Source organism: Amycolatopsis sp. GA6-003, from assembly GCF_046267895.1.
Lineage (GTDB): Bacteria > Actinomycetota > Actinomycetes > Mycobacteriales > Pseudonocardiaceae > Amycolatopsis.
Genome location: NZ_CP176499.1, coordinates 5,000,187 through 5,027,158, shown reverse-complemented (window position 1 = coordinate 5,027,158; position 26,972 = coordinate 5,000,187). Strand labels below are relative to the sequence as shown.

General features: G+C 68.8%; 26 protein-coding genes and 2 tRNA genes. 18 read left to right on the top strand and 10 right to left on the bottom strand.

Features of this window, described 5'->3' with window-relative positions:
* Positions 1-46 precede the first annotated feature (46 nt).
* From F9C12_RS22495 to F9C12_RS22480, 4 genes are all read left to right on the top strand, one after another.
* Positions 47-850 (top strand): ABC transporter ATP-binding protein, encoded by an 804-nt coding sequence (locus F9C12_RS22495; RefSeq protein ID WP_409461759.1) that lies wholly within the window; start codon positions 47-49, stop codon positions 848-850.
* Complete coding sequence (locus tag F9C12_RS22490) at positions 840-1,718, top strand: ABC transporter permease (protein WP_409183828.1); 879 nt, start codon at positions 840-842, stop codon at positions 1,716-1,718. Before F9C12_RS22495 ends, F9C12_RS22490 begins: the two co-directional genes overlap by 11 nt.
* A 1-nt stretch (position 1,719) precedes the next feature.
* Positions 1,720-2,775 (top strand): ABC transporter substrate-binding protein, encoded by a 1,056-nt coding sequence (locus F9C12_RS22485; protein ID WP_409461758.1) that lies wholly within the window; start codon positions 1,720-1,722, stop codon positions 2,773-2,775.
* A gap of 199 nt (positions 2,776-2,974) precedes the next feature.
* Positions 2,975-3,688 carry a G1 family glutamic endopeptidase gene (locus F9C12_RS22480; protein ID WP_409461757.1) on the top strand — a complete coding sequence of 238 codons (714 nt, stop codon included), beginning with the start codon at positions 2,975-2,977 and terminating at the stop codon, positions 3,686-3,688.
* 108 nt (positions 3,689-3,796) lie between these two features.
* On the opposite strand, the gene F9C12_RS22475 is transcribed toward F9C12_RS22480, so the two are convergent.
* Entirely contained in the window at positions 3,797-4,471 is a 675-nt protein-coding gene (locus tag F9C12_RS22475) for a hypothetical protein (RefSeq protein ID WP_409461756.1), read from the bottom strand.
* 26 nt (positions 4,472-4,497) lie between these two features.
* A complete protein-coding gene (locus tag F9C12_RS22470; RefSeq protein ID WP_409461755.1) occupies positions 4,498-7,275 on the bottom strand; it encodes an ATP-binding protein in 2,778 nt (925 codons plus the stop codon).
* Between the two features lie 388 nt (positions 7,276-7,663).
* Between F9C12_RS22470 and F9C12_RS22465 the strand changes: the two genes are divergently transcribed.
* Complete coding sequence (locus tag F9C12_RS22465; protein ID WP_409183822.1) at positions 7,664-8,761, top strand: S1 family peptidase; 1,098 nt, start codon at positions 7,664-7,666, stop codon at positions 8,759-8,761.
* 137 nt (positions 8,762-8,898) lie between these two features.
* On the opposite strand, the gene F9C12_RS22460 is transcribed toward F9C12_RS22465, so the two are convergent.
* Positions 8,899-9,306 (bottom strand): SsgA family sporulation/cell division regulator, encoded by a 408-nt coding sequence (locus F9C12_RS22460; RefSeq protein ID WP_409183821.1) that lies wholly within the window; start codon positions 9,304-9,306, stop codon positions 8,899-8,901.
* Between the two features lie 165 nt (positions 9,307-9,471).
* Positions 9,472-9,942, bottom strand: coding sequence for an Lrp/AsnC family transcriptional regulator (locus F9C12_RS22455; protein WP_409461754.1), 471 nt, complete (start codon positions 9,940-9,942; stop codon positions 9,472-9,474).
* A gap of 203 nt (positions 9,943-10,145) precedes the next feature.
* Between F9C12_RS22455 and F9C12_RS22450 the strand changes: the two genes are divergently transcribed.
* The gene (locus F9C12_RS22450; RefSeq protein WP_409183819.1) at positions 10,146-11,144 is read left to right on the top strand and encodes a beta-ketoacyl-ACP synthase III; all 999 of its coding nucleotides are present in this window, start codon (positions 10,146-10,148) and stop codon (positions 11,142-11,144) included.
* 13 nt (positions 11,145-11,157) lie between these two features.
* Here the strand turns inward: F9C12_RS22450 and F9C12_RS22445 are convergent, their stop codons facing one another.
* Complete coding sequence (locus tag F9C12_RS22445; RefSeq protein ID WP_409467054.1) at positions 11,158-12,630, bottom strand: adenylate/guanylate cyclase domain-containing protein; 1,473 nt, start codon at positions 12,628-12,630, stop codon at positions 11,158-11,160.
* A gap of 89 nt (positions 12,631-12,719) precedes the next feature.
* Between F9C12_RS22445 and F9C12_RS22440 the strand changes: the two genes are divergently transcribed.
* Together F9C12_RS22440 and F9C12_RS22435 are read left to right on the top strand one after the other, a co-directional pair.
* Complete coding sequence (locus F9C12_RS22440) at positions 12,720-13,208, top strand: FBP domain-containing protein (RefSeq protein ID WP_409183818.1); 489 nt, start codon at positions 12,720-12,722, stop codon at positions 13,206-13,208.
* Positions 13,209-13,213: 5 nt separating this feature from the next.
* The gene (locus F9C12_RS22435; protein ID WP_409461753.1) at positions 13,214-13,648 is read left to right on the top strand and encodes an AAA family ATPase; all 435 of its coding nucleotides are present in this window, start codon (positions 13,214-13,216) and stop codon (positions 13,646-13,648) included.
* 4 nt (positions 13,649-13,652) lie between these two features.
* On the opposite strand, the gene F9C12_RS22430 is transcribed toward F9C12_RS22435, so the two are convergent.
* The gene (locus tag F9C12_RS22430; protein WP_409461752.1) at positions 13,653-14,465 is read right to left on the bottom strand and encodes a class I SAM-dependent methyltransferase; all 813 of its coding nucleotides are present in this window, start codon (positions 14,463-14,465) and stop codon (positions 13,653-13,655) included.
* A gap of 82 nt (positions 14,466-14,547) precedes the next feature.
* Positions 14,548-15,246 carry a FadR/GntR family transcriptional regulator gene (locus F9C12_RS22425; RefSeq protein WP_409186821.1) on the bottom strand — a complete coding sequence of 233 codons (699 nt, stop codon included), beginning with the start codon at positions 15,244-15,246 and terminating at the stop codon, positions 14,548-14,550.
* Between the two features lie 138 nt (positions 15,247-15,384).
* Here F9C12_RS22425 and F9C12_RS22420 point away from each other — a divergent pair, with 138 nt between their 5' ends.
* Together F9C12_RS22420 and F9C12_RS22415 are read left to right on the top strand one after the other, a co-directional pair.
* Complete coding sequence (locus F9C12_RS22420; protein ID WP_409461751.1) at positions 15,385-15,729, top strand: VOC family protein; 345 nt, start codon at positions 15,385-15,387, stop codon at positions 15,727-15,729.
* A gap of 383 nt (positions 15,730-16,112) precedes the next feature.
* Positions 16,113-16,874: a sulfite exporter TauE/SafE family protein gene (locus F9C12_RS22415; RefSeq protein ID WP_409183814.1), complete on the top strand. Its 762-nt coding sequence runs from the start codon at positions 16,113-16,115 to the stop codon at positions 16,872-16,874.
* Here F9C12_RS22415 and hisC read toward each other — a convergent pair.
* Positions 16,867-17,925 (bottom strand): histidinol-phosphate transaminase, encoded by a 1,059-nt coding sequence (gene hisC, locus F9C12_RS22410; RefSeq protein ID WP_409461750.1) that lies wholly within the window; start codon positions 17,923-17,925, stop codon positions 16,867-16,869. The two genes, F9C12_RS22415 and hisC, sit on opposite strands and share 8 nt — an antisense overlap.
* 104 nt (positions 17,926-18,029) lie before the next feature.
* On the opposite strand from hisC, the gene F9C12_RS22405 reads away from it, so the two are divergent.
* The 5 genes from F9C12_RS22405 (at position 18,030) to F9C12_RS22385 (ending at position 22,773) form a co-directional block, all read left to right on the top strand.
* Positions 18,030-18,662, top strand: a complete 633-nt coding sequence (locus F9C12_RS22405) for a dienelactone hydrolase family protein (protein ID WP_409183812.1) — start codon at positions 18,030-18,032, stop codon at positions 18,660-18,662.
* 103 nt (positions 18,663-18,765) lie between these two features.
* Positions 18,766-20,745 carry an acetoacetate--CoA ligase gene (locus F9C12_RS22400; protein WP_409461749.1) on the top strand — a complete coding sequence of 660 codons (1,980 nt, stop codon included), beginning with the start codon at positions 18,766-18,768 and terminating at the stop codon, positions 20,743-20,745.
* Between the two features lie 46 nt (positions 20,746-20,791).
* A complete protein-coding gene (locus F9C12_RS22395) occupies positions 20,792-22,501 on the top strand; it encodes a phosphatidylglycerol lysyltransferase domain-containing protein (RefSeq protein WP_409467053.1) in 1,710 nt (569 codons plus the stop codon).
* Between the two features lie 66 nt (positions 22,502-22,567).
* Positions 22,568-22,657, top strand: a tRNA-Ser gene (locus F9C12_RS22390).
* Between the two features lie 42 nt (positions 22,658-22,699).
* Positions 22,700-22,773: transfer RNA gene (locus F9C12_RS22385), tRNA-Arg, on the top strand.
* Here F9C12_RS22385 and F9C12_RS22380 read toward each other — a convergent pair.
* Both F9C12_RS22380 and F9C12_RS22375 read right to left on the bottom strand, forming a co-directional pair.
* Positions 22,739-22,975: a hypothetical protein gene (locus tag F9C12_RS22380; RefSeq protein WP_409461748.1), complete on the bottom strand. Its 237-nt coding sequence runs from the start codon at positions 22,973-22,975 to the stop codon at positions 22,739-22,741. The genes F9C12_RS22385 and F9C12_RS22380 overlap by 35 nt on opposite strands.
* A gap of 209 nt (positions 22,976-23,184) precedes the next feature.
* Entirely contained in the window at positions 23,185-23,877 is a 693-nt protein-coding gene (locus tag F9C12_RS22375; protein WP_409461747.1) for a hypothetical protein, read from the bottom strand.
* A 183-nt stretch (positions 23,878-24,060) separates the two neighbouring features.
* Between F9C12_RS22375 and F9C12_RS22370 the strand changes: the two genes are divergently transcribed.
* From F9C12_RS22370 to F9C12_RS22360, 3 genes are read left to right on the top strand one after another with little or no spacing between them, the layout of a single operon-like run.
* Positions 24,061-24,666, top strand: coding sequence for an RNA polymerase sigma factor (locus tag F9C12_RS22370; RefSeq protein ID WP_409461746.1), 606 nt, complete (start codon positions 24,061-24,063; stop codon positions 24,664-24,666).
* The gene (locus F9C12_RS22365) at positions 24,666-25,418 is read left to right on the top strand and encodes a hypothetical protein (protein WP_409461745.1); all 753 of its coding nucleotides are present in this window, start codon (positions 24,666-24,668) and stop codon (positions 25,416-25,418) included. The genes F9C12_RS22370 and F9C12_RS22365 overlap by 1 nt, the downstream gene beginning before the upstream one ends.
* A gap of 35 nt (positions 25,419-25,453) precedes the next feature.
* Positions 25,454-26,965 (top strand): hypothetical protein, encoded by a 1,512-nt coding sequence (locus F9C12_RS22360; RefSeq protein WP_409461744.1) that lies wholly within the window; start codon positions 25,454-25,456, stop codon positions 26,963-26,965.
* The last annotated feature ends 7 nt before the right edge of the window (positions 26,966-26,972 follow it).

Below are 26,972 nucleotides of genomic sequence, written 5' to 3'. Positions count from 1 at the left end.
TAACCTGCCTCGAGCGAGTCCCCACCGTGACGAAGGAGTCACCTCGATGGCCCCACTCATCGAACTGATCGGCGCCACCAAAAGGTTCCCGAGCGGATCAGGTTCTGTCCACACCGCTGTCCGCGAGCTGACCATGACCGTCGAACCGGGGGAGTTCGTCGCCGTGGTCGGGCCGACCGGGTGCGGCAAATCCACCACGTTGTCCCTGGTCTCCGGGTTGCAGCCGCCGTCGGCGGGCCGGGTCGTCGTGCACGGCTCCGACGTGAAGTCCATTCCGGACGGCGTCGGCTACATGTTCCAGACCGACGCGGTGATGCCGTGGCGTTCGGTGCTGGACAACGTCGCGTCCGGGCCGCGGTTCCGCGGTGCGTCCAAAGAGGACGCCCGGAAGAAGGCGGCCGACTGGATCGCCCGCGTCGGTCTCGCCGGTTTCGAGAAGTACTATCCGCACCAGCTTTCCGGCGGCATGCGCAAGCGCGTCGCGCTGGCGCAGACGCTGGTCACCGAGCCGAAAATCCTGCTGATGGACGAGCCGTTCTCCGCGCTCGACGTCCAGACCCGCGCGCTGATGCAGGACGAGCTGCTCCGGCTGTGGTCCGGCACCGGCGCCGCGGTCATTTTCGTGACGCACGACCTCGACGAGGCGATCGCGCTGGCGGACAAGGTCGTCGTGCTGACCACGAGCCCGGCGACGGTCAAGGACGTCTTCGAGATCCCGCTGGAACGACCGCGCAAGGTGGAAGAACTGCGGCTCACCGAGGAATTCCGCAAACTCTACTCCGACATCTGGGAATCGCTGCGCGGCGAGGTCGACAAGGCCCGCCAGAAGGGAGCGACCGGTGTCGCTTGAAATTCAGACCGCGCCGACGCCGGTCTTCGAAACCGAACAAGACATTCTTTCCCGCGCGAAGCGCTCCGCCGGACGGCACAAGCGCAACGTCTGGCTGCTGCGGCTGGCGATTCTCGTGGCCTGGCTGGGATTGTGGGAGCTGGCGGGCCGGTTCTGGATCGACCCGTTCTTCTATTCGATGCCGTCGAAGATCTGGCAACGGCTCACCGAATGGTTCACCACCGGAACCGACTTCGGGACCATTTGGTACCAGATCCTGGTCACCGTCGAGGAGGCCGTGATCGGCTTCGTGCTCGGCGCGGTCGCCGGCGTGATCTGCGGGGTCATCCTCGGCCGCAGCGCGTATCTCGCCGAGGTGCTGGCTCCGTTCATCAAGGCAGCCAACGCGATGCCGCGGATCGTGCTCGCCGCGTTGTTCGTGATCTGGTTCGGTCTCGGACTGTCCTCAAAGGTCGCGACGGTCTTCGTGCTCGTGTTCTTCGCGGTGTTCTTCAACGCGTTCACCGGCGCTCGCGAAGTGGATCGCAACCTGATCGACAACGCTCGCATTCTCGGTGCGACGCGGTGGCAGGTGCTGCAGTCGATCGTTTTGCCCAGCGCGACTTCGTGGATTCTTTCGTCGCTGCACGTGGCGTTCGGCTTCGCGCTGATCGGTGCGGTCGTCGGCGAGTACACCGGCGCCAAGGCGGGCATGGGCTTCCTGATCGCCAACGCGCAGGGCACCTTCGACACCGCCGGGGTCTACGCCGGGATGCTGGTCATCATGGTCGTGGCGCTGTTCGCGGAATGGCTGATCGGTTCGGCCGAGCGCAAGCTGCTGCGCTGGCGTCCGCAGATGTCGGCCGACGACGGACGGCGGGACATCTGACATGCGGCTCAAAAGGACACTCGCGGTCGCGGCGGCCGCGCTGGTGACCGTGGCCGGGGTGAGTGCCTGCCGGGATTCCCGGGAGATCGACCTCGGCAACGGCGGGCGGCCGCACATCAAGATCATGGTCGGCGGACTGTCCAAAGTGATCTACCTGCCGGGGCAGCTCGCGAAGCAGCTGGGCGAGTACCAGAAGCAAGGACTGGACGTCGAACTGTTCGACCAGCCGTCCGGGGCCAACGCGGAAACCTCGCTGCTGGCCGGGGAAGTGCAGGGGGTGATCGGGTTCTACGACCACACGATCGACCTGCAGGCCAAGGACCAGTGCATCACCAGCGTGGTGCAGTTCGCGAACGTTCCCGGGGAAGCGGAAATGGTCGCGACCCCGAAGGCCGGGCACATCAAGTCCGGCGCGGATTTCCGCGGCAAGAATCTCGGCGTCACGTCGCTGGGTTCGTCGACGGATTTCCTCACCAAGGCGCTCGCCAGCCGCGGCGGGGTCGGCAGCAAGGATTACACGCCGGTGAAGGTCGGGGCCGGGCAGACGTTTATCTCCGCCATGCAACAAGGTTCGATCGACGCGGGCATGACGACCGACCCGACGATCGCGCAGCTGACCAACACCGGACAGGCCAAGGTGCTCTACGACATGCGCACGCCGGAGGGCACGCGCGCGGCGCTGGGCGGACTGTATCCGGCGAGTTCGCTGTACATGAGCTGCGAAATCGTGAAACGTTATCCGGACGTCGTGCAGAAACTCGCCAATGCGTACGTGAATTCGCTGCAGTGGCTTTCCACGCACACCGCGGAAGAGGTGGCCGATCTGATGCCGCCGTCGTTCGCGGGCGGGGACAAGGCGTTGTACGTCAAGTCGCTCAAGGACAGTCTGCCGATGTTCACCAAGGACGGCCGGATGGACCCGTCCGGCGCGCAGAACGTGCTGAAGGTGCTGGGCGCGTCGTCCAGCAACGTGAAGCCCAAAAAGGACAAGATCGATTTGTCCAAGACGTACACCACCCAGTTCGTGGACGCCGCGCACGCCCGTACGGCGCGGTAGTCCACTTCGGAAGGAGTCCGTGCCGGCCCGCCGCCTCCCCTGGCGGGCGGGCACGGACTTCCGGGTACGCAGAGGAGAATCAGGACATTTGGTGAAGATTTCCCGGGATGTGAATACCCTTCGAAAGTAGCTACCAGCCCGGGCGGGCGAAATTCAACACTGGTACGCGCAGGCACTCCCGTGACCAGATTGGACGCCCATGAGTTCACGATCTTTCCGTCGTCCCCTCGGATTGCTGGCGGCCGGCGCGTTCGCGGCCGCGAACCTCGTCGCCGGCGCGGGAGCCGGGCCCGTCGCCTTCGGCAAGCACTTCCACGGGAACCACTACTCCGGCGGAAACTGGGGCGGCTACGTCAGTTTCGGCAGTTTCACCACCGCGACCGCGGGCTGGACCGAACCGGCGGCGACCTGCAATTCCAGCAACGACCTGTTCGCGCCGTGGGTGGGCATCGACGGCGACGGATCGTCCACTGTGGAGCAGACCGGCGTCGCGACCGATTGTTCCAGCGGCAGCCCGCAATACCAGGCGTGGTACGAAATGTACCCGGCCGCGCCGGTGTACTACTCGGCGAGCGAGGCGCCGGTGAAGGCGGGCGACCACATTACCGCGACCGTCACGCGCAGCAGCAACAGTTACAAACTCGACCTGCGGAACGACACCCAGGGCTGGACCAAAACGACCACGCAGTCGTTGAACGCCAAGCACTCTTCGGCGGAGGCGATCATCGAATCGCCGACCGATTCGTACCCGGCGATCAACGGCGGCGTGAAATTCGACGGGGTCAAGTTCGACGGCAAGAACCTCGCCGACACGAGCCCGCAGGGCCTCAACGCGGACGACGGCGGCAGCGCGACCTGGGTCCCCAGCGCGATCGGCTCGGACGGCCAGAGCTTCTCGATGAACCGGCAGTAGCGGCGAAGCCCTGAGGGAAGTCCCTCAGGGCTCCCCTCACGGACGTTCGAACCGGGAAGCTCCATGCCCGGAGATATACCGGGCGGGCGCGGGCCGGGCCAGCGGGTTTCACCCCTGGAGTCCGTTGACCGCCCAGGCGAACACCATCAGCGCGAGCAGCAGCGAGATTCCAGCCTGGACCATCATGGTCATCTTCGCCCAGATCCGCAGCGGCATGACGTCGGTCGGGCTGAACGCGGTGGCGTTGGTGAACGACGTGTAGAGGTAGTCCAGGTACCGCGGTTCCCATTCGGCCTTGGCCATCGACGGGTCGCTCATCTGCGGGAACTGCAGGTCGGGGAAGTCCGCGTGGCCGGCCGCGCGCCGGGCCGGGCCGCCGCGGTCGAATTCCCAGTACCAGAGCGAGAAGACGACGATGTTGGTCCAGTAGATGACCACGCCGCTGATCAGCACTTGCACCGCGTGCCCGCGTTGCGCACCCTGCGCGATCCCGATCACCAGCTGCACCGCGGAGACGCCGTTGAGCACGCTGACGACGGCGAGCGCGGTCAGCGCCACCATGCGCTCGACGATGTTGAACTCGGTGACCCGGCCCGGATTCAGCAGCAGCAGCGCGACGATCAACACGGCGGTCAGCGACGGCAGCAGCCACCACGGGTGGAGCACCATCTCGTCAGGCAACGCGAGCTGCAGGGCGAGGGTTCCGATGACGACAGCCGCCGCGGGCCATCGGGTCTCGCCTTTGGTCGCCCGCCGCCAGGCAGGCACTGGTTCGTCAGCCACGTGGATACGGTAGGACGCGCTGCTGGTTATTGCGCGCTTTCAGCTGACGGCAGCTTCCTCGCGACGTCCGTGCGGCTTCGCGCGCCTAGCTTGCGAAGCACCTTCGCCACGTGCTGCTCCACCGTGCGCGGGGAGAGGAACAGGCCGTCGGCAATCTGCCGGTTTGTCCGACCTTCCGCTAGCATCTCGGCGACTTCGCGCTCTCGCGGCGACAGTTCGCGACCGTAGCCGCGACGGCCGCGCTGTGACGGTGCCCAGGCACCGTGTTCGCGAAGCACGTGATGGCAGCGGCCAGCGTCGCGCGTGGCACCTAGCTGTACGTACGCAGCTGCGGCCTGGCGAAGCGCAGCGGTCGCGTCGTCTTGGCCGGCATCGAGCCGACAGCGCGCCGCGCGTTCACGCATACCGGCGGCCAGGTACGGCATCGGCAGTGCTGCGTACGCGTCGGCGGCGGTGTCGAAGAGCGTCGCAGCGGCTAGGTGTTTCGCGCGGGCGTTCGTCAGGACGGCGCGGCCAGCGTGCAGGGCTGCGCTGGCGAGAGGTGCGTCGCGGTCCTCGATGCCGCGCGCGAACTCTTCGACAAACGCGTCTGCGTCATGCCAACGGTCTGCACGCGTGTACGCCTCCGCGGCGGCTGGGACGAGCGACGCTGCCCAAACCCACACGCCTTTACGACGTGCGGCGTCGACAGCTACATCAGCGGCTTCGCAGGCTGCGGCGACGTCGTCGGTCGACAGATGCACGCCGATCAACACCGAAGCCGCACACAACACAACGGGGATAGGGCCTTCGCCCGGACGGTGCGCCGAGGCGTCGGCCAAGTGTCTTCGTGCCGCGGCGAACTCACCGCGCACCGCGGCCAGCCCGCCCAGCACCAGCGACGTCTCCATCACGATCGCGCCCAGCGCCGGGTGCCGGGTACGGACGTCTTCGGTCGCTTCGGCCAGGCCGTCCCAGTTGCCGCGGAACCACGCGAGCCGGACTTCGGTGCCCTCGATCAGGCCCTTCGGGTACAGCGCACCGGCTTCGGAAGCCCGGCGGAGCCCCTCGGCAACCAGCTTTTCGGTCCGGTCGAGGTGACCGGCCCACGACTGCGCGTCCGCGAGGTTGCACCACAGCCGGGCCAGCTGCACACGTTCGGCGACGCTCGGCGCGGTGTCGGGCATCGCCTGGAACTCCGCCCACGCCGAACCGTCGCCGATGTGCGAGGCGGTCGCGATCCGGTCGCCGGTGAGAGCCAGCCGCAGCTCGGGATCGGTCAGTCCGGAGTGGACTTCCCGGGCCCGGCGCATCCACTGCTCGTGCCAGGACAGCGGGGTGAGCCCGTCGAACGGCAGCGCGAGCAGGTTGATCCCGCGCGCGGCCAGCTCCGGCCGGTCCGACAGCTCGGCGACGGCGCGTTCCACCGCCGCGCGGCCCTGCTCCAGCCGTCCGGCGACGCGGACCAGCAGCATGCCCAGCGCGAGCCGGATCGTCCCGTGCACGGCCGGCGGCAGCGGCCGGTCCTCGAGCACCTTCTCCAGCGTCAGATGGACATCCGGCCGGAAGACGCGCAGCGCGACATCACTGAGCTTCTTCGCCAGCCGGCCGACCGCGTCCTCGTCGGCCTTCGCGACAATCGCTTGCAGCAAGTCGATCGCGCGCGCGGTATCGCCATGGGCAATCGCCTCGTCGGCCGCTTCTTCCGCGTAGTGCCGCCATTCTTCGACGCATCCGGCGGCGTGGGCGTGTGCGGCGAGCAGGGACAGCGGTTGGCCGGGCAGGTGCATTGCCTTGGTATGAAACAGCTTTCGCTCGGACGCGCTGAGGCCATCGTACACCGCCTTGCGCGCGAACGGATGCCGGAAGCCGTAGCGATTGTCGTCGACCTCGTCCAGCAGACCGTCCGGCACCACGAACTCGTCCTCGGCCAACCCGGCCAGTTTGTTGAGCACCGACGGTTCGGCGGGAAGGCCCAGCACCGCGGCGGCTTTGGCGAGCTGCACTGCGCTCTCCGGCAGCGAGGACAGTTGCCTGGACACCGATTCGCGCAGCGCGGGCGGAACTTCCAGCCGGTCCAGCGCCGACTCGGTCAGTTCGACCCCCCGCAACGCGCGGAGAGTTTCCTCGGCGACAAAGGGAATTCCGGCGGTGTACTCGTGCAGTTTCGCGGCGAACTCGGCGTTGATCCGGGCCAGTCCCAGCAGGTCGCGAGCCATCGCGGTGATCGCCGCGGCGTCCAGCGGCCCCAGCGTGACCTGTGCGCTGTGTACCTCAGGAGCCGTGCGGACGCTGGAGTTCCCGGTGCAGCAGGTGGCGACCACGCCCAGGTCCGGCGGCCAGTCGACGGCGAGAAAGCGCAGCAGGTCGCCGGTTCCCGGATCGGCGCGATGCAGATCGTCGATGAGCAGGACGGTCGGACCGCAGGCGATCAGCAGTTCCCGGAACGCGCGGAACACGCGATGCCGTTGCGCACCGGCGTCCGGAAGCGGGTCCGGCGCGGGCGGCAGCACGTCGGCCAGCTCCGGCAGAAGCGGGCGCAGCGCACCGGCGACCGGGCTCAACGGCCCGAGCCGGTCCCCGGCCGAGCGCAACGCTTCCAGTATCGGACCGTAGGGAAAGGGTTCGGCCAGCTGCGGGCACGCGCCGCGCAGCACGCGGAGCCGGGAAAACTCCGGCCGCGCGGCGAGTTCGGAAAGCAGCCGGGTTTTGCCCATTCCGGGCGCGCCCTCGACCAGCACCGCGGCGGGCCGGTGCCCGAGAACCTCAGCGACGGCGGCGAGTTCGCGGTCCCGTCCGGCGAATGCCGCCGGGCGCGGACGCACGGATACCAACGTCGGAACGGCCGGCCACATCACGACCTCCCCAGCGAGCATCTTGTCCGTTTCGCCCGGAGCTTAAGCAGTGCGCGGGGCGGGGTAAACCGACTCTCGGCGGGGTGGCGGGCACGCTGCTCACACGTCTGCCTCCGTACGGTGACCAAATGGCAGAAGAAATCCCGGCGCACGGTCACGAAGAGTGCGAAACCTCGTGGAGTTAGCCGGTTCAGCGGAACAACCCGCGGACGACCGTTCCGGCGGCCAACGCTCGGTAGTCGCGCAAGTCCCTACTTAAGGATTGCTCCGCTACCTATTCTCGGACCCCCTTATTGCAGTGGATTGGACCACCGCCGCACGCTTCGAGGCCGGGGGGAACCGAACGCGAGGGAGAAGCATGAAAGCCATCAGATTCCTCGGTGCCGCAACCGCCGCCGCGGCGGTGACGGCGATCTTCGCCGGAGTCCCGGCCGCGAGCGCCGCCCCGCTCAACCCCGACATGGTCCCGGCGATGCAGCGCGACCTCGGCCTCACCCACAGCCAGGCACTCGCCCGGCTCGCGAACGAAGAGGCCGCGAGCAAGGTCGGCGCGGCACTGGAGAAGTCTCTCGGCGAACGCTTCAGCGGCACGAGCTTCAACGCGGCGACCGGCAAGGCCGTCGTCTCGGTGACCGACGCGGCGCTCGTCGACCAGGTGCGCGCGGCCGGCGCCGAGGCCCAGGTCGTCCGGTTCAGCGCCCGGCAGCTCGACTCGACCGTGCAGGCGCTGAACGCGCACGAGAAGGCCGCGCCGAAGTCGGTCACCGGCTGGGGCATCGACACCGCGAGCAACCGGATCAGCCTGACTGTCCTCAAGGGACAGCGCGGCGCGGCCGAGCAGTTCGTCCGGCAGTCCGGTGTGGACAGTTCGGCGGTGACCGTGACGGAGACCTCGGCAGTGCCCAAGACGCACTACAACGTGCTCGGCGGGGACGCGTACTACATCGGCAGCTCGTCCCGCTGCTCCGTCGGATTCTCGGTGAGCGGCGGCTTCCTGACCGCGGGCCACTGCGCGGCGCTCACCGGCGGCGGCGCGCTGTCCGGCTACAACCGGGTCGCGATGGGCCAGTTCTCCACCTACCGGTTCCCGGGCGCGGACTACGCGGCCGCGCGGGTCAACAGCAACTGGACCCCGGTCGGCCAGATCAACAACGGAACTCGGGTCGCCGGTTCCACCGAGGCCGCGGTCGGCGCTTCGGTGTGCAAGTCCGGCTCCACCACCGGCTGGACCTGCGGCACGATCCGCGCCAAGAACCAGACCGTGCGCTACCAGGAAGGCACTGTGACCGGCATGGTGCTCACCAACGCCCGGTCCGACCACGGCGACTCCGGCGGTTCGTTCATCAGCGGCAACCAGGCACAGGGCATGGTTTCCGGCGGCGACACCGTCAACAGCTACTACTACCCGGTGAACGTCGCGCTGTCGGCGACGGGCACCACGCTCGTTCGCGGCTGAGCTCGGCCCCTGAGGGAGTGCCCGCGCTGGTGCGGGCACTCCCTCGCGGGGTGTCCACAAGCGACAAAGGCGGCTCGAGTGCCTCCAGCGCACTCGAACCGCCCCTGTCGCATTCGCCGCGGGATCGGCAGGTCTTCTCACACGTTGCTGATCTCCTCGATCAGCCCGTCGATGTCGAAGTGCTCGCTCTCGGCTCCGAGCGGCACCAGCTCGTAGGAAGATTCGAGGAACGCCTCGAGGTCGGCGCGCTCCAGCTCGAACGACGCGTAGCCGTCGGGCGATTCGATTTCCAGCGTCAGCAAGGCCTCGTCCTGCGACAGGTCCGGCCGGATCCGCACGTCGCCGATCCCGGACGGTTCGTCCAGCCCGGTCACGAGCAGGTCGCGGGCGAACGTCCACTCGATCCACCGGCCGCGTTCGGTCCGGAACGCCACGGTGACCGCGTATGGCTCCGACACGTGGAAGGAGAGACGGGACAGCACCGGCGTAGTGCTCTCGTTCAGCAGTACGAACTGGGTCTGGTGTACGGCGTCGGTGGTGTGCACGGCTGCTCCTGGAGTCCTCCGGTCGTTCGCGCCTCGCGAACTGGTCGGCAGGGAGATGATCGGCCCGGGAGCACATGACGGCGTTCTGCCGACGTTCACGCGATCGGTTGCATCGGGCCGGAGGTGCGTAACGCCGGACACAGAACCCTTGCGGTTTCGGCCGGGTCAGGAAAGCGGCAGCGTGAGGCCCACTTTGACCCGGTCCATCGCCACGCTCGTGGTGAAGTGCCGGACGTTGGGGTTGTCGAAGAACATCCGCCGCGCGAAAGTCTCGAACGCCGCCATGTCCGGGCAGGTGACCACGAGCACGAAGTCCGCGGTGCCGGTGACGTAGTAGCACTGCTGCACGCAGTCGTCGGCCAGCACCTGGGCGCGGAAGCCGTCGAGCACCGCCAGGCTCTCGCGCTCCATCTCCACCATGACGACGAACGTCATGTCCAGCCCGAGCGCGGCCGGGGACAGCACCGCGACCTCCTTCTCGATCACTCCGGCTTCGCGCAGCCGCTTGATCCGCCGCTGCACGGCCGCGGCGGACAGGCCGACTTTGGACCCGATGACCTCGGCGATCGTGCGGGCGTCGGTCTGCAGGCAGGAGAGGATGGCGAGGTCGAGCCGGTCGAGGTCGGGAGTGCGCACACTTCAGGCTAACCGGGCGGACCGACAAAAAGCCTCGGGTTTACCACGCCGCCTGGCCGCCGAACGCAATACCTCCTATTGAGCGAATGTGGAAGAGGTCTCTTAGTGACGTGGAACACAACTGACCGGTCTACCCAGGGGTAGGCCATACAAGGGAGGCAACCGGCGACGTCCGCCAACCAGCCGGTCTGGGAGGTCCCGCCATGAGTGCTGTCCGGTCGCGCCACCGCGCCGCCGTCGTCGCCGGAATCGGCGGCGCGCTGCCCGAGCACGTGGTGACGAACCACGAGATCGCGGCCCGCCTGGACACCAGCGACGAGTGGATCCGCACCCGCACCGGGATCCGGGAGCGCCGCCGCGTCGCGCCCGGCCAGTCCACTGTGGACCTCGCAGAGGAAGCCGGCCGGGCGGCGCTCGGCCCGGACGGGCGCGCGGACGCGGTCGTGCTCGCCACCTCCACCGCCGACCAGCTGTGCCCGGCCACCGCGCCGCAGGTGGCGGCCCGGCTCGGCCTGGGCACCGCGCTGGCGTTCGACGTCAACGCGGTGTGCAGCGGCTTCATCTACGCGCTCGCGACCGCCGCCGGGTTCATCGCCGGCGGGATGGCCGAGCGGGTGCTGGTGATCGGCGCGGACGTCTTCACCTCTCTGGTCGACCCGGACGACCGCACCACGGTGCCGATCTTCGGCGACGGCGGCGGCGCGGTGCTGCTGCGCGCCGGCGAGCCCGGCGAACGCGGCGCGCTCGGCCCGTTCGACCTGCACAGCGAGGGCGAACTGGCCAAGCTGCTGTGGGTCGAGGCGGGCGGCGCGGCGCAGCGGGTGCCGCAGAACCCGAAGGACCGGTTCATGGTCATGCAGGGCACGGCCGTGTTCCGGCAGGCGTGCGCGCGGATGGCGGAATCCTCGCGCGCGGTGCTGGAGCAGGCCGGCTGGATGGTCGGCGACGTCGACCGGTTCGTCGGGCACCAGGCGAACATCCGGATCCTGCAGGCGACCGCGAAACAGCTCGGCATGCCCGCGGACGCGGTGGTCTCGAACATCGACCGGGTCGGCAACACCAGCGCGGCGTCGATCCCGCTGGCGCTCGCGGACGCGGTCGCCGACGGGACGCTGACGCCCGGGCACCGGGTCCTGCTGACCGCGTTCGGGGCCGGGCTGACCTGGGGTTCCACGGTGCTGACCTGGCCTGAGCTGCCCTGATCGAGCGCGGGCCCTAGGTCGTCCAGGTCCGCGTCTCGCGGTGGCGGCCGCGGAGGTGGAGTTCGCCGTGCAGCCGCCAGTGCTCCCGTTCGCCGCCGAGTGCGGCCTTCACCGTCGTTTCGCTGGCGAGCACCCGCGAAGGGACGGCTTTCGCGTGTTCGGTGAGCCGCGCGGCCTCGTTCACCGCGTCGCCGATCACCGTGTACTCCAGCCGGCTCGACGCGCCGAGCTGCCCGGCGAACACCTGCCCGGTCGCGACACCGATCCCCAGGTCCAGCTCGCCTTCCGACAGCACCGCGTCGCGGATCGCGCGGGCCGCGGCGAGCGCCATCGTCGGGCCGTCGGACAGCCGGGTCGGCGCGCCGAAAACGCACAGCGCGGCGTCGCCCTGGAACTTGTTGACCAGCCCGCCCCGAGCGTCCACCGCGGACACCACGCTCGCGAAAAACCGGTTCAGCTTCTCGACCAGCTCCTGCGGCGGAGTGCGCGACGTGAGCGCTGTCGAGTCCACGACGTCCACGAACAGCGCGGTGACCTCGCGGACGTCGCCGGAGAGGGACGCACCGTATTCGAGCGCGTGCCGGGCGACGTCGGTGCCGACGTGGCGGCCGAAGAGATCGCGCATCCGGTCCTGTTCGCGCAGGCCGGCGGCGAGGTCGTTGACCGACGTCTGCAGCATCCCGATCTCGCTGGAATCGTCCACGTCGACGTGCACGTCCTTGCGTCCGCGCGCGATCGCGTCCAGCGCGATCCGCAGCCGGTGCAGCGGCGCGGCGACGGCGCGGGACAGGAGCGCGGTGCCGATCGCGCCCGTCGTCAGGCCGGTCACGGACAGCACGATCAGGCTCGCCGTCGGGTTCCCGTGGCGGCCGAGATCGGGCGGCGTGGTGACCAGCAGCACGCCGATCAGCGGCACGCCGCTCGCCAGCACCCAGGTGACGACCAGCCGGGTCAGCACGGTGACCGGCAGCGAACCGCGCGGCGGCAGGACGTCGAGCGCCATCGTCATCACCGGCCGCGCGACCCATTCCGCGGCCAGATAGGTGAGGCCGACCGTGGTCAGCCCGCCGAGGCCGATGGTGAGCGCGATGCCCGCCGCGTCGCCGATCGAGCCGAGCACGCCGGCCAGAATGCCCAGCGCGAGCGCGCCGATCAGCCAGAGGGTGCCGCTCACCACCGCCATGTCGAACGGCAGCCGCAACGCGCGTTTCGCCTCGTCCGCGGACGGCGGGCGGCCGATCGTGAACCACACCACGGTGCGGCGCTGCAGGTAAGCGGTCCAGAGCGTGCCGACGACGAGGGCGACCGCGACCACCCCGGCCGCGGTGACGCCGAGCACCCAGCCGCGATCGTCGACGTCCTCCGGCAATCCCTGCAGGAGCAGCAGCAACGCGACGACGCCAGCCCCGGCGACACTCGACCCGACGCCGAGCGCGGCGAAGCCCAGACTGGTGCGCAGAACCAGCCGGAACCTCCCCGCGATCATCGTGCGCACCAGCAGATCGTATGGGGTGGCGGGTCCGGGAGCGAAAAAAGCTGTCGCTGTCCGGGTTCGCCGATGGTTAGCGTGGTCGCATGCAACCGCTCGACCCCGCCGAAATCCGCGCCTCGTTCGTCAACTGTTCCCGCGGGGAAGCCAAGTCCGTCACGCTGCCGGCGGACATCCCGTGGGAAAAGCGCGACTTCCTCGGCTGGCGCGACGTGAAGGCGCCCGGCCGGGCATACCTCGTCGTGCCGCACGGCGACGAGCTGATCGGCCTGTCCCTGCGCGCCGCGCCGCCGCCGAAATCGCGGCTGCGCAGCAACATCTGCGCGTTCTGCACCACGACGCATCCGCTCGCCGACATCGCGCTGTTCACCGCCCGGCTCGCCGGAAAACCCGGCCGCGACGGCAACACGGTGGGCACGTATTTGTGCGCTGACCTGGCGTGCAGCGCGTACCTGCGTGGCGAGTTGAAGCCAGCGGTGCCGCAGCCGAAGGAGTCGCTTTCGGAGGAGGAACGGGTCGAGCGGATGAACGAGAAGATCGGCCGGTTCGTGGCACGGGTGCTGGAAACCCGGTAACCGCGGTGCGGGTGCTGGTGACCGGGATGTCCGGAGCGGGCAAGACCAGCCTGCTCGCCGAACTTTCCCGGCGCGGGTACCGCACGGTCGACACCGATTACGGCGGCTACACCCGCGACGGGCTCTGGCGCGAAGACCGGATCGCCGCGCTGTTGTCGACGCCGGGTCCGTTGTTCGTGTCCGGCACGGTCTCGAACCAGGTGCGGTTCTATCCGCGCTTCACCGACATCGTACTGCTCAGCGCGCCGCGCGAGGTGCTGATCGAGCGGCTGACGACGCGAACCGGCAATCCGTACGGCAAGCATCCGGACGAACTGGCCGAGACGTTGCGCTATCTGGACGAGGTGGAGCCGCTGCTGCGCTGGTCGGCGACGTTCGAGGTGGCGACCACGGTGCCGGTGGCAGAGGTCGCCGACGCGGTGCTGCGCCGGGTCGGTTAGGGATTCAGAAATCCCACTCGCCGATCCGGCCCATCTTGCGGATCGCCGGGAACAGCGCTGAGGCCCGCAACGCCAGCCGCGACGCGACCGGGATTTTCTCCAGTGTCTCGTCGCTCGCCCAGTCGGTCGCGTCCAAACAGGACACCAGGCGGAGGCCGTAGCGTTCGAGTTCGTGCGGATCGTCGATGCCCCAATGCAAAGTCGCGCCCGCACGGCGGACCACCGGGTTGATCGTCTGCGCCTTGATGCCGAGCGAGCTGAAGAAGTCGGCCACGATCCGGCCGGAGGGGAACTTGCCGACGAGCCTGCGGACCAGTTCGGTTCCGGACTCCGCGGTGAGGTACATGGTGAGCCCCTCGGCCACGATCAGCGCCTCGCGGTCGCCGGGAACCTGGTCGAGCCAGCCGAAATCGGTGACCGACGAGCCGATCGCCGAATATCCGGGCCGCTCGGGGTAAATCCGGCCGCGGACGTCGACGACCTCGGGATAGTCCACGTCGAACCAGGCGACCGACGGCGGCGGGTCGAGCCGGTACACGCGGGTGTCCATGCCGCAGCCGAGGTGCACGACGATCGCGTCCGGGTGCCCGGCCAGCCACTTGGCGGCCATCTCGTCGATCGCGCGCGCCCGGATCGCGACGGAGACCGCGGAGTTCTCGTTCACGCCGAGCCTGCGGAAGTCGTAGTCGATCTTCTTGACCGCCTCGTCGGCGGCGGTGTCGCCGAGGATCGGGTTTTTCCGGCGGGCGTCGAGCGCGCGGCCGTACAGCGTGCCGAGGTTGGTCGCTTTTTCCTCGGTGAAGTGCACTTTCTCCACGACGGGACCCCCTGGTTGTCAAAGTTTTCACAAACTTGTGAAGACTGTAGCGCTGATTGCCGGGGGAGGCATCCCTCGTTGTTCAGGAAGACGCGTAGTCGTGGGCGTAGGTTTTCGCGTCCAGCAGGTGTTTGAGCGTGATCTCGCGGGCCGCCGCCGCGTCCGAACGGCTGATGGCGTCGAGGATCGCGCGATGCTCGGCCACCGCCTTCCGGATCTGCCCCGGCAGCCGCAGCGCGGCCCGGCGTTCTTCGCCGACCAGGGCGAGGACCGAACGGAGCAGGTCGGCGACGTCGTCATTGCCCGCGTTGCTCGCGATCACCCGATGGAATTCGGCGTCGGTCGCGATCACACGCAGCATGTCCCCGGCCGCGGCGGCCTCTTCCATCTCCGCGACGTTGTCCGCGAGCCGTTGCACGACGCGGGGCGTGTGCTGCCGCGCGAGCCGCTCGGCGAGAGTCGGCTCGACGGTCGCGCGCAGGTCGAACAGCTTCTCGACCAGCTGCTCGTGCTCGGAAAACCAACTGCTCAGCGGGCTGTCAGTGGTGCCTTGCTCACGGACGTAGGTGCCCGACCCGGCGCGGATCTGGACGTACCCGATCGAATCCAGGACCCGCAACGCCTGCCGCAACGACCCGCGGCTGATGCCGAGCTGCTCGCACAGCGCGCGTTCCGCGGGCAGGCGCGAGCCCGGCGGAAGCTCGCCCGAGTCGATCATCGTGCGCAGATGGTCGACCGTGGCGCTCCAGACCTGCTCGGATTCGTGGGCCACGCCGCCCATCCTGGCAGCTGCCGCCCCGAGCCGCCGGAAATTGTCGGTGGCGGGTGTCACCATCTTCGGCAGTGGCAGTGGCAGTGGCAGTGGCAGTGGCAGTGGCAGCGGCAGCGGCAGCGGCTTCGGCAGGGAAAGGGAGGGAGCATGCCCGCGAAGTTCAAGGACCTGGCGTTGGACGCGCTCGATCATCAGGCACAGGCCGACTGGTGGTGCTCGGCACTCGGCTACGTCCGGCGCGGCCCGCCGGGGGAGAGCCCGCCGGACTGGCCGGTCGCGATCGTCGACCCGGCTGGCGAGGGTCCGCTGCTCTGGCTGAACCCGGTGCCGGAGCGGAAGACGGTGAAGAACCGGATGCACCTGGACGTGTGGGGCGACCCAGCGGAACTCGCCGCGGCCGGGGCCCGGATGGTGACCGAGCGAGGAGAGGACCGGGAGTGGCACGTGATGGCGGATCCGGAGGGGAATGAGTTTTGCGTCTTTGAGCGGTGAGGTGCCCGGCGGCGGTTGAGGCGTGGGTGAGGCGTGCGGATCGCTGACGCGGGTGTTGCGGGTAGTGGGAGGACGGAAGGAGTGGTTATTGGAAGGAACGTTGGCGGAGGGAGCAGCTGGCGAGGAGCGGTGACGGGGTAGCGGTTGCGGGAGAGCAGTGCGGCCGAAGTGCGGGTGCCGCTGCCGAACCGGAGCGCGCTGGCGGTCAGGTCAGTTCGCGGAGGATCCGTCGGGTGCGCACGACGGCCCGCCGGTGAGCTGAAACCGCGACCGTCGGCAGGCAGGCTTAGCCGTGCCCGGGTCGATGCCGTCAAGTGTTTGACCGGACACATCGCGTCGCCGAGAGTCGGGGGTCCTGCTTAGGGTCAGCGGGTGAGTGCTTTATGACCTGGTGGCATGCCGTCGTCATCTTCATCGCCGGGGTGTGGGCCGGGACGATCAACACCGTCGTCGGTTCCGGGACGCTCGTGACCTTCCCGGTGCTGGTCGCGCTGGGGTATCCGCCGGTGACCGCCACGACGTCGAACGCGGTCGGGCTCGCGCCGGGCACGATCAGCGGCGCGTATGGCTACCGGCACGAGCTTGCCGGGTACTGGCCGCAGGTGGTGCGGTTCGCGGTCGCCTCGTTCTTCGGGGCCATCGGCGGCACCATTCTTCTCCTGACGCTGCCCAAGGACGCCTTCGAGAAGATCGTGCCGGTGCTCGTCGGGCTCGCCGTCGTGCTCGTGATCGTTCAGCCCAAGGTGTCGAAGTGGGTGCAGAAACGCCGCGAGGCCAATGGGCGCGAGCACCGTGCCGGGCCGTTGCTGTTCGGGCTGCTCTTCGTCATCGGCATCTACGGCGGTTACTTCACCGCCGCGCAGGGCGTGATGCTGATGGCCGTCATGGGCATGCTGCTGTCCGAACCGCTGCAGCGGCTCAACGGCGTCAAAAACGTGCTGTCCGCGGTCGTGAACATCGTCGCCGGCGCGATTTACGCGTTCGTCGCGCCGGTGAGCTGGCCGGTGATCGGGCTGCTCGCGCTCGGGTCCACGATCGGCGGACAGCTCGGGGCCAAGATCGGCCGCAAGCTGCCGCCTGCCGTGTTGCGCGGCGTGATCGTCGTGATCGGGCTCGCCGCGGTCGTGCAGCTGGTGCTCAAATAGCCTGGAATTCCTTGGCCGCGGCCAGCATCAGGTCGTTCTCCTCCGGCGTCCCGATCGTCACGCGCGCGCCCTCGCCGGGGAACGGGCGCACGATCAGCTTCCGGTCCAGCATGTGCTCAGCGAAAGCCGCAGTGCGTTCGCCGAGCGGGAACCACACGAAGTTCGCCTGGGTCGGCGGGATCTCGTAGCCCATCTCCAGCAGCGCGTCCCGCACGCGGGTGCGCTCGGAGATGATTTCCTGGCACCGGGCGAGCAGTTCGTCCTCCGCGTCGAGCGACGCGATCGCGGCCACCTGGGCGATGCTGTTCACCGAGAACGCCACGTACACCTGCTGCAGCGCCTGCGCGATCGGCTCCGGAGCCACCGCGTACCCGACCCGCAGCCCGGCGAGCCCGTACGCCTTCGAGAACGTGCGCAGCACCGCGACGTTGCCGTGCGTCCGCGTGAAGTCGACGCCGTCCGGCACCTCGGGGTCGGTGACGAACTCCTTGTACGCCTCGTCCAGCACCACGAGCACGTGCGGCGGCACCGCTTCGAGGAACCGCTCGATCTCGTCGCGGTGCAGCACGGTGCCGGTCGGGTTGTTGGGGTTGCAGACGAACACCAGCTTGGTGCGGTCGGTGATCCGCGCCAGCATCGCGTCGAGGTCCAGCCCGTGCTCCGGCGTCAGTGGCACCTTCACGCCCGTCGCGAGCGCCACCTGGACCACGATCGGGTAGGCCTCGAACGACCGCCAGCCGAACAGCACCTCGTCGCCGGGACCGCACAGCGCCTGGATCATCTGCTGGCACAGCGAGACCGAGCCGCAGCCGATCGCGAGCTGCTGCGCGGGCACGTCCAGCCGCCGCGAAAGCCGCTCGCGCAAGGCCTGGGATCCGTTGTCCGGGTACCGGTTCACTCCGGTTACCGCAGCCGTGATCGCCGCCTGCACGCTCGGCAGCGGACCGCCGGGCACCTCATTGCTCGCGAGCTTGACGGCCCCTTCGATCGTTCGGCCAGGAACGTACTTCGGCAACGAATCGAGGTCAGGGCGGGGGGCGAGGGACGGCATCGTCGGAACTCCTCGGTTTTCACGGGACGACGGGGTCACCGTATCTCGCCCCGGCGGATCCGGAAAGGTTCCCAATGTTCACCCAGAGGTGATTGCATGAGGCGATGACGTCGACGACCACCGTGGACCACCAGCGTACCGACGGCAGCACCCTGCGCCTCACCTTCGCCGAACCCGACGGCGCGCTTCGCGGCGGCCTGGTGGTCCTGCACGAGGGCAATGGAGTCACCGACGGCGTTTTGCTGCTGGTCAAAAGCCTTGCCGGCGAAGGCTGGCTCACCGTCACCCCGCACATCGAATCCGGCGAGCAGCTCACTCAGCGCGACTTGCTCGACGCCACCGACCGCACGCTCGAATGGCTCACCGACCGCGGCGTCGACGCCGATCTGCGCGGTGTCGTCGGCTTCGATCTCGGAGGCACGGCGGCGCTGGTGGTCGCGTCGCACCGCAAGCTCGGCGCGGCGGTGAGCGTCGGCGGCCAAGGGGTCGCGGAGCTGCCGAAACTGCTGGAAATCGCCGGTCGCCTGACCAGCCCGTGGCTCGGCATGTACGGCGACTCCGGGGACGAGGCGGGCGAGGCCGCGGTGGAGCGCCTGCGCGAGGCGGCGGCCTCGGCGAAAGTCGCGACGAACGTCGTGCGCTATCCGGGCGCGAACCACCGCTTCGACGCCGACCCCAGCGCGGCCGAAGAGGCCTGGCACCGCACCCTCGACTGGTTCGACGCGCACCTCCGCTGATCTCGCGGAAGCGACGGCGGGTGCCGCCCTTGTGTCCTTTGTGGAGGGAGGCCGGGCCCGGATCGGCGAGGTCGGAACGGACTTCCGGGGTTAGCATCGGCGAGTGACCGAGAACGCCGCTGTTCCCGAGGTGCTTTGGCGACCCGACCCGAACCGGGTCGCTGACTCGAAGATCGAAGCCTTCCGCCGCTGGCTGCGCGAGCAACGCGGCGTCGACCTCGCCGATTACGCCGACCTGTGGCAGTACTCGGTCGAGCACGTTCCGGAGTTCTGGACCGCGGTCGCGGAGTTTTTCGGCGTGCGCTGGCACGAGAAGCCGCGGGAAGTCCTGTCCGGCGCGATGCCGGACGCGAAATGGTTCGACGGCGGCACGCTCAACTACGCCGAACATTCACTGCGTCCGGGCACCGGCGGCGCCCCGAAGGCCGACGACGAACTCGCGGTGATCTTCCACCGCGAGGACGGGCTCGCCGAGCAACTCACCTACGGCGACCTCCGCGCGCACGTCGCCGCCGCGCGCGCCGCGTTGCGTGCTTTCGGGGTCGGCAAAGGCGATCGCGTCGTCGCGCTCGCGCCGAACTGCCCGCAGACGCTCATCGCCTTCCTCGCCGCCGCCAGCCTCGGCGCGATCTGGTCGTCGTGTTCCCCGGACTTCGGGATCCGCGCGATCGCCGACCGGTTCGCCCAGATCGAGCCGAAGGTGCTCATCGCGGTGAACGGATACGCTTACCACGGCCGGAAATTCGACATCCGCGACAACGTCCAGCGGCTGCGGGAACAGATTCCGTCGCTGGAAACCACTGTTTTGGTGAAATACCTGGGAAACGAGACCCTCGACGGCGTCCTCGACTGGAACGCGGTGCTCGCCGAACACGCCGGCGGCGAGCTGGCGTACGAGCCGGTGGACTTCGCGCATCCGTTGTGGATCCTGTATTCCTCGGGCACGACCGGGCTCCCGAAGGGCATCGTGCAGGGCCACGGCGGCATCGTCGTCGAACACTTCAAAGCGCTGGGGCTGCAGAGCGACCTCGGACCGGGCGACCGGTTCTTCTGGTTCACCACCACCGGCTGGATGATGTGGAACTTCATCTCCTCCGCGCTCCTCGTCGGCGCCACGATCGTGCTGTACGACGGCAGTCCCGGCCATCCGGACCTGAACGCGCTGTGGCATCTGGCCGAGCAGCACCGCGTCACCTACTTCGGCACCTCCGCGCCGTTCATCCAAAGCTGCCTGAAAGCGGGCCTCGCCCCGGCCGAGCGCTACGACCTCAGCGCGCTGCGCGTGGTCGGCTCGACCGGTGCGCCGCTGTCTTCCGAGGGCTTCCGCTGGATCGCCGACGCGATCGGCCGGGACGTGCAGATCTGCGCGGTCTCCGGCGGCACCGACCTGTGCGCGGCGATCGTCACGTCCGCGCCGGACGTGCCGGTGTGGCTCGGCGAACTGTCCTGCCGCGCGCTCGGCGTGGCCGCGGCGGCGTTCGACGACCGCGGCGAGCCGGTGGTCGAGGAGGTCGGCGAACTGGTGATCACCGAGCCGATGCCGTCGATGCCGGTCTCGTTCTGGAACGACCCGGACGGTTCCCGGCTGCGCGAGGCGTACTTCGAGATGTTCCCGGGTATCTGGAGGCATGGCGACTGGGTCAAGATCACCCGCCGCGGCTCGGCGGTGGTCTACGGCCGCAGCGATTCGACGCTCAACCGCGGCGGCGTCCGGATGGGCACCGCCGAGTTCTACCGGGTCGCGGAAGGCTTCGCCGAGGTCGCCGACTCGCTGGTCATCGACACGTCGGCGGCGGGCAACGAGAACGGGCAGCTGCTGTGTTTTCTCGTACTCACGGCGGGCGCGAAGCTCGAGGAAGTCGAGCCTGACCTGCGGAAAGAGCTTCGCGTCGCGCTGTCGCCACGACACGTACCCGATCGGTTCATCGTCGTTTCCGAGATACCCCGTACGTTGAACGGTAAGAAGTGCGAAGTACCAGTGAAGCGGATCCTCTCCGGAGTCGCGCCGGAGAGGGCGGTGAGCAGGGACGCGCTGGCCAATCCGGCCGCGCTGGCCCCCTTCGTGGAGCTCGCCGCGGACTGAACGCGCAAGCGGGGGGAAGCATGGCAGGGCCGTGCGTGTTGCACGCGTGGTGACGGGGACACGCGCGCAGCACACTTGGCAGGCGGCCGGCGTCACGTCGGTCGTCGCGATCACGTGGGTGACCAGGCTGGCCGGGCTGCTGGCGATCGTGTCCACGGTCGTCCCGGTGGGCCGCGACGTGCGCGGGCACGTGGCGAAATGGCTGGAGCTGCCGAGCGAAGCGACCACCGCGGCGGCCGCTGTGGCGCTGGTCACCGGTGTGTTGCTGATCATGCTCGCCGCCGGGCTCCGCCGCCGCAAACGCCGTGCTTGGCAGCTGGCGGTCGGTTTCGCGGCGCTGCTGGCGTTGTCGCACCTCGGGCTGCGGCACGTGTTCGGCGCGGGCGTGGTGTCGATGGTGCTGCTCGCCGGGCTCATCGGCACCCGGCGGTACTTCATCGCCCGGCCGGACCCGACCGTCGGCCGCTGGCGGGCCCTGCGGGTGCTGCTGCAGCTGGTGCTGGCTGGGTTCGTGCTCAACTTCGCGCTGCTGTCGGTCGCCCCTGCCCGGATGCTCGACCCGCTGAGCTTCGCCGACCGGCTGTCCCAGTCCGCGCTCGCGCTCACCGGGGTCAGCGGGCCCGCGGTGTTCCACGAGATGTGGTTCGAGGACCTGTCCGCGTCGATCGGGCTGCTCTTCAGCATCACCGGGGTGCTGGTGTCGGCGTACTTCCTGCTGCGCTCGGCCGAACCCGCGCCGGAGCTGTCCGACGACGAACTCGCGCGGCTGCACGAGTTGCTGAAGCAGCACGGGGAACGGGACTCGCTGGGCTACTTCGCGCTGCGCCGCGACAAGTTCGCGGTGTTCTCCAAGACCGGCAAGGCGGCCGTCACGTTCCGGGTGATCGCCGGGGTCGCGCTGACGTCCGCCGACCCGCTCGGCGACCACGAGGCCTGGCCGGGCGCGATCGAGGAGTACCTGGACATCTGCCAGCGCAACGCCTGGGTGCCCACCGCGATGGGCGCGTCCGAACTGGGCGCGACGGTGTGGGCCAGGTTCGGTCTGGAGGTGCTGGAAATCGGCGACGAGGCGGTCGTCGACACCAAGACGTTCACGCTGGAAGGCCGCGTGATGCGCGGCGTGCGGCAGGCGGCGTCGCGGACGAAGCGGGCGGGTTACAAGGTCCTGGTGCGCCGGGCGGAGGACTTGCGGCCCGGCGAACTGCCCGAGCTGGTGCACCTGGCCGCCACCTGGCGCGGCACCGAAACCGAACGCGGTTTCTCGATGGCGCTGGGCCGCATGGGCGACCCCGGTTCGGTGCTCGTCACCGCCGAACAGGGAGGCCGCGTCCGAGGCGTGCTGCAGTTCGTGCCGTGGGGCGAGCGGGGACTGTCGCTGGACGTGATGCGGCGGGACCGCACCGCCGACAACGGCGTGAACGAGCTGATGATCTCGGAACTGCTGCTGTATTCGCGCGAACACGGCATCGACCACGTGTCGCTGAACTTCGCCGCCTTCCGCGCCCTGATGGAACAAGGCCAACGCATCGGCGCGGGCCCGGTCGCCCGGCTTTCGGCGAAGGTCCTCCACTTCTTCTCGCGCTGGATCCAGATCGAAAGCCTCTACCGGTTCAACGCCAAGTTCCAGCCCCGCTGGGTCCCGCGATACCTCGTGTACCCGGGCGTCGGGTCGCTCCCGCGCGTCGGCATCGCGACCTTCGAAGCCGAGGGACTAGGCGGCCGTTCCCCCTGGTTGCGGCGGTTGCTGCAGCGTTGAGGGGGGTGCCTTCCGAAGGGGCTGGAGGGGTGTGTAACCTATCTGAGCAGTGGTCGTTAGGACCCAGGAGGCTTCGCCTAGTCTGGTCTATGGCGCCGCACTGCTAATGCGGTTGGGGGTAACCCCCCCTCCCGGGTTCAAATCCCGGAGCCTCCGCTGGTGCCTGTTTCGGCAGGTGCTAGGTTAACAACTGAACACGCGCCCGTAGCTCAGCTGGATAGAGCATCTGACTACGGATCAGAAGGTCAGGGGTTCGAATCCCTTCGGGCGCACTGTCTGGTCGAGACAGTAAACAACGGGCCGGGTGCTTTTCGCACCCGGCCCGTTGTGCATTTGCCGCTTCTTGAGCGGATCCAGTACCGCGCGCAGCTGCGCTCGTGCGGTCGACGACAGCTCGTCCGTCTTCAGCGGCGCCTCGCCTCGGGCGCGATGAACGGCGACCTGGATCTCCACCGTCCCGTTGCCGTCCTCCACCCCGACGAGGTAGCTAGCGCCTCGGCCCGGTTCCGTCGTGCTGTCGGCTCGCCAGTAATTGCGCTTGCCGAGTCCGGGGATCGTGCCGGAGGTCCAACCCCGTGAGGGGGCGGTGTTCCAGACGCGGACGCCATTCCGGCCTCGTTGGAGATCGCGGGTATCGGTTCGGAGCCCATCTTGGTTGTCCCGCAACGGGAGCGGGGAGTGAGTCATCTGTTCCCTTTCAACCCGTCCAGAACCTTCCGCGCCTGTGCTTCGGCGATCGGCTGAACTTCGGTGCGGTGCATCTGCGCGACCTCCCGGGTGCGGCTGAAATTGAGCCGGACGCGGACCGAGACATTGCCGTCCAGTACACAGAGGACGTAGCGCGTGTTCGCGACCAGGTCGCCGTAGACCTCGGAGTGCCAGAAGCCCTCGGTGCCGACTCCGGTGATCGGTCCGGATGCCTTGCCCTCGCCGGTTTTCGCGAGGGCGCCGCGTTTCCAGTTCGAGTAGGAGGACGGCGTGAATTCGACGTCGAGGAGGATTTCGGCGGAGTTCAGGGTGTCGCTTCCGGCGTAACGCATTTCGCAGCTCAGGCTGCCGGCGCTGGTCTCGCTCGGGCGGACTTCCTCGTGGTGGGGCGGTCCCTTGGGCGTGGGCGACCACTTCCGCAGCGGAGAGGGATCGACGAGATCGCAGGCGTTGCCGACGTGCTCCATCGAATAGCCCGGCTCGGCGACTCGGTCTGGCGGAGGGTCGGACGGCCGCCCGGCCAGGACGCCGATCCCGATTCCCAGCACGACCGCCAGCGCGACGGCTCCGCCGATGACCCAGCCGGTCCGGCGGGGTTTCGCGGGCGGCGGGTATCCGTGGCCGGCCGCGGGGAAGGGGTTCGGCTCGTCGCGTCTGTAGTCGGTCATCCCCCGCCCTCCACCCGGCGAACCGGGCGCCGGTACCTGGTCCCGCCCGACTCTAGCTTTCCGCTTCCGCCGAGGCGAGACGCTGAGCACCTGGTCCCGGGCCGGATGCAACGCTGTCGAGGCGACCGGGGACAGGGGGTTGTGACGACAGTTTCGGATCAGGGGCGGGGGTGGGGGTGGGGGATGCCGGCCGAGCACGGTGCCGACGTCCCGGACGTCCCCGGCGGCGACCAGGAGCTGTGGGCGCGAGCCGCGGCGGGCGACGTCGCGGCGTTCGGGGAGTTGTTCGACCGGCATGCCGGCGCGGTGTGGAACTACGCCTACCGGTTGACGGGTTCCTGGGCCACTGCCGAGGACCTGGCCTCGCTGACCTTCCTGACCGCGTGGCGGCGGCTCGGCGAGGTGACGCTGGTGAACGACAGCGCTCGGCCGTGGCTGTACACGGTGACCGCCAATCTGGCCCGTCGGGAGCAGCGTCGGCTCGGGCGGTTCGCGGCGGTGCTGACCCGGTTGCCGCGCACCAACGTCGTGCGCGATCACGCGGAGGACGTGGCCGGGCAGATCGACGCGGACCGGCGGCTGGAGGTCGTGCTGGGCGCGGTCGCGAAGCTGCCTCGGGCCGAACGGCGGGCTGTCGAGCTTTGTCTGCTGGGCGGTTTGTCGACCGCGGAGGCGTCCGCGGTGCTCGGGATCGCGGAACCGAGCGTGCGGGCGCGGATTTCCCGGGCTCGCGGCCGGTTGCGCGAGCTGCTGCGAGACACCGGCGCACGTGTTGGAGAGGAGTTCTGATGTCCGACGAGCTCAACCTGCCTCCCGACCGGCCGATGCCTGATCTGCTGAAGGAAGCCATGTGGAACCGGCTCGTTCCGGAACTGCGCGGCCAGCGGCACCGGAAGCCGGGCCTGCCGCTGGCGGTCGCCGCGGGAGTCGGCGCGCTGGCCTTGGGCGCGACGCTGGTGTTCTCGCCGGTGCACGACACCAGTCCGGACGTGACCCGGTTTCCGGCCGGTGCCAAGCCGGACGCCGGGGACGCGCGACTGTTCAAGTCCTGCCTCGACAGCGCTCCTTCTTTCGGAGTCGAGTTGCCTGACCGGGAGAGTTGGCGCGCGACGTTCAAGGTCGATCAGGACGCGCGGCGCGGTTACCTCGTCCTCCGCAACGCCTCGCTCGCGGCTGTCTGCGTTCTCTATCGCAGCCAGGATTCCGGCGATTACGACCGCAATTACGGCCTGATGGTCACCGACGCCAGGAACTGGACCCACGGGCGAGAGAGCTACGCCTACCTCAGCGCCACCCGCCCGATCTGCGGTTTCACCAGCAGCGTCAATCCCGGCCAGTCGAGCGTCGTGTTCGGGGTCGCCAGCCCCGACGTGGCGAAAGTCGAGCTGCACGGGCCGGGCGGTTCGATGACTCCTGCTTCGCTGAACGACGGCACTTTCGTCGTGAAATTCGTGGCGGGCAGTTCTCCGCAAGACGATTACACCCGAACATTCCGGGTGACCATGCGCGACGGGCAAGTTCACGACTTTCCGGGGAGATAGCACCGGACCGATCTGCTGCTGGGGGAAAGGCAATAATGACACTGGGTTTGACGACGCCTCGAGCAGGCCGGGAACAGCTCGTTTCCGCCCGAAGACGGGTGGATTGGCTGTTGCTCGGAGCGGCGGCCGCGTCGGCATTGTTCTTTGTGCTGGCGCATGGACATCTGATCGACGATACCTATATCACCTTGAGCTACGCGCGCAATTTAGCGTTCCATGGAAATTGGGGATTGCTGGCCGACAGCACCTCGAATACGGCGACCTCGCCGTTGAACGTGCTTTCCCTGGCGGCGTTGACATTCGTGCTGCGGGACGCGGTACTCGCCGCGGGCGTGTTGTACGTGGTCTGCCAGGTGCTGCTGGTAGTGGCGCTGCGGAGGGTGGGCGCGGCCGCCGGGCTGCCTCGCTGGTTCCCGGTTCTCGCGATCGCCGCGTTGACGGTGAACCCGCTGCTGGTGTCGTCGATCGGCATGGAAGTCGAACTCGGCGCGGCCGGACTTGCCTGGCTGCTGGTGTTTTCGGTGGAACGGCGGCCGTTCGCGTTCGGGCTGGCGGTCGGTGCGCTGACCTTGGTCCGGGTCGATTTGGTGCTCTTCGCGGCAGTGATTTTCCTTGTGCGCCGGCGGTTCTGGGTCGACGGCCTGCGCAGCGTGCAAGGCGTGGCGCTGGTCGCGGTGCCGTGGTTCGCGTTCAGCTGGGTCGTCTTGGGAGCCGCGGTTCCGGACACTCTCGTCATCAAAACCCTGCAGGGCGCGCGACAGGCTTGGGGGAAGTGGGAATTCGGCAACGGCGTCGGACTTTATTGGCAAAACATGCCAGGGCAAACGGCGCTCGCGTTCTTGTGCGTCGGTTTGGCGGCATTGGCCGGATTGCGCTGGCTGGGCCTGGTGTTACGCGGCAACGCGGCCTGCCGCAAGCTGCTCCCGTTCGCGGCACTCGCGGTGGCCGGAGCAGTGCACAGCCTGGCGTACGTTCAGCTGAAAGTGCCGCCGTACCACTGGTATTACGGCCCCGGAATCGTCGCGGCGACGCTGTTCGTCTGCGCGGCAGCGGCCGGTTCCGCCCGCCGGGTCGAGCGCGCGGCCGGGACGGTTGTCGTGGTGGCTTTGGTCGGTGCCAGCGGGCTCGGCTACGCCGGGGACGGTTTGCCGCGCGCCTTCGCCCCGTTCACGTCGAACTACACCACGAGCGCGCAGTACGCCGAAATCGGCCGGGAAACAGGCAGGCTGGCGGCCGGAAGAACGGTGGCCAGCGCCGACGAGATCGGCGTGCTGGCCTACACCTGCGACTGCGCGATCATCGACGTCTTCTCCGACCGCGGCCGCATGCCCGAGGCGATCGACGAACTGGAGGAACGGGCGGGACATCTGCCACGTGGCTTGCTCCGGGTGAACTTCGCGTTCTTCGACGACACCGTGCGGCCGCGCAAACTTGACCTCGCGTTGCGCCGGGTGTGGGGACCGCCGCCGCCGGATTACCTTGCCCACTGGACGATTTCCGCGCCGCTCTCCGGGCGGGCGGAGTTGTACCTGGTCGAGGCGCGGTAAACTCCGG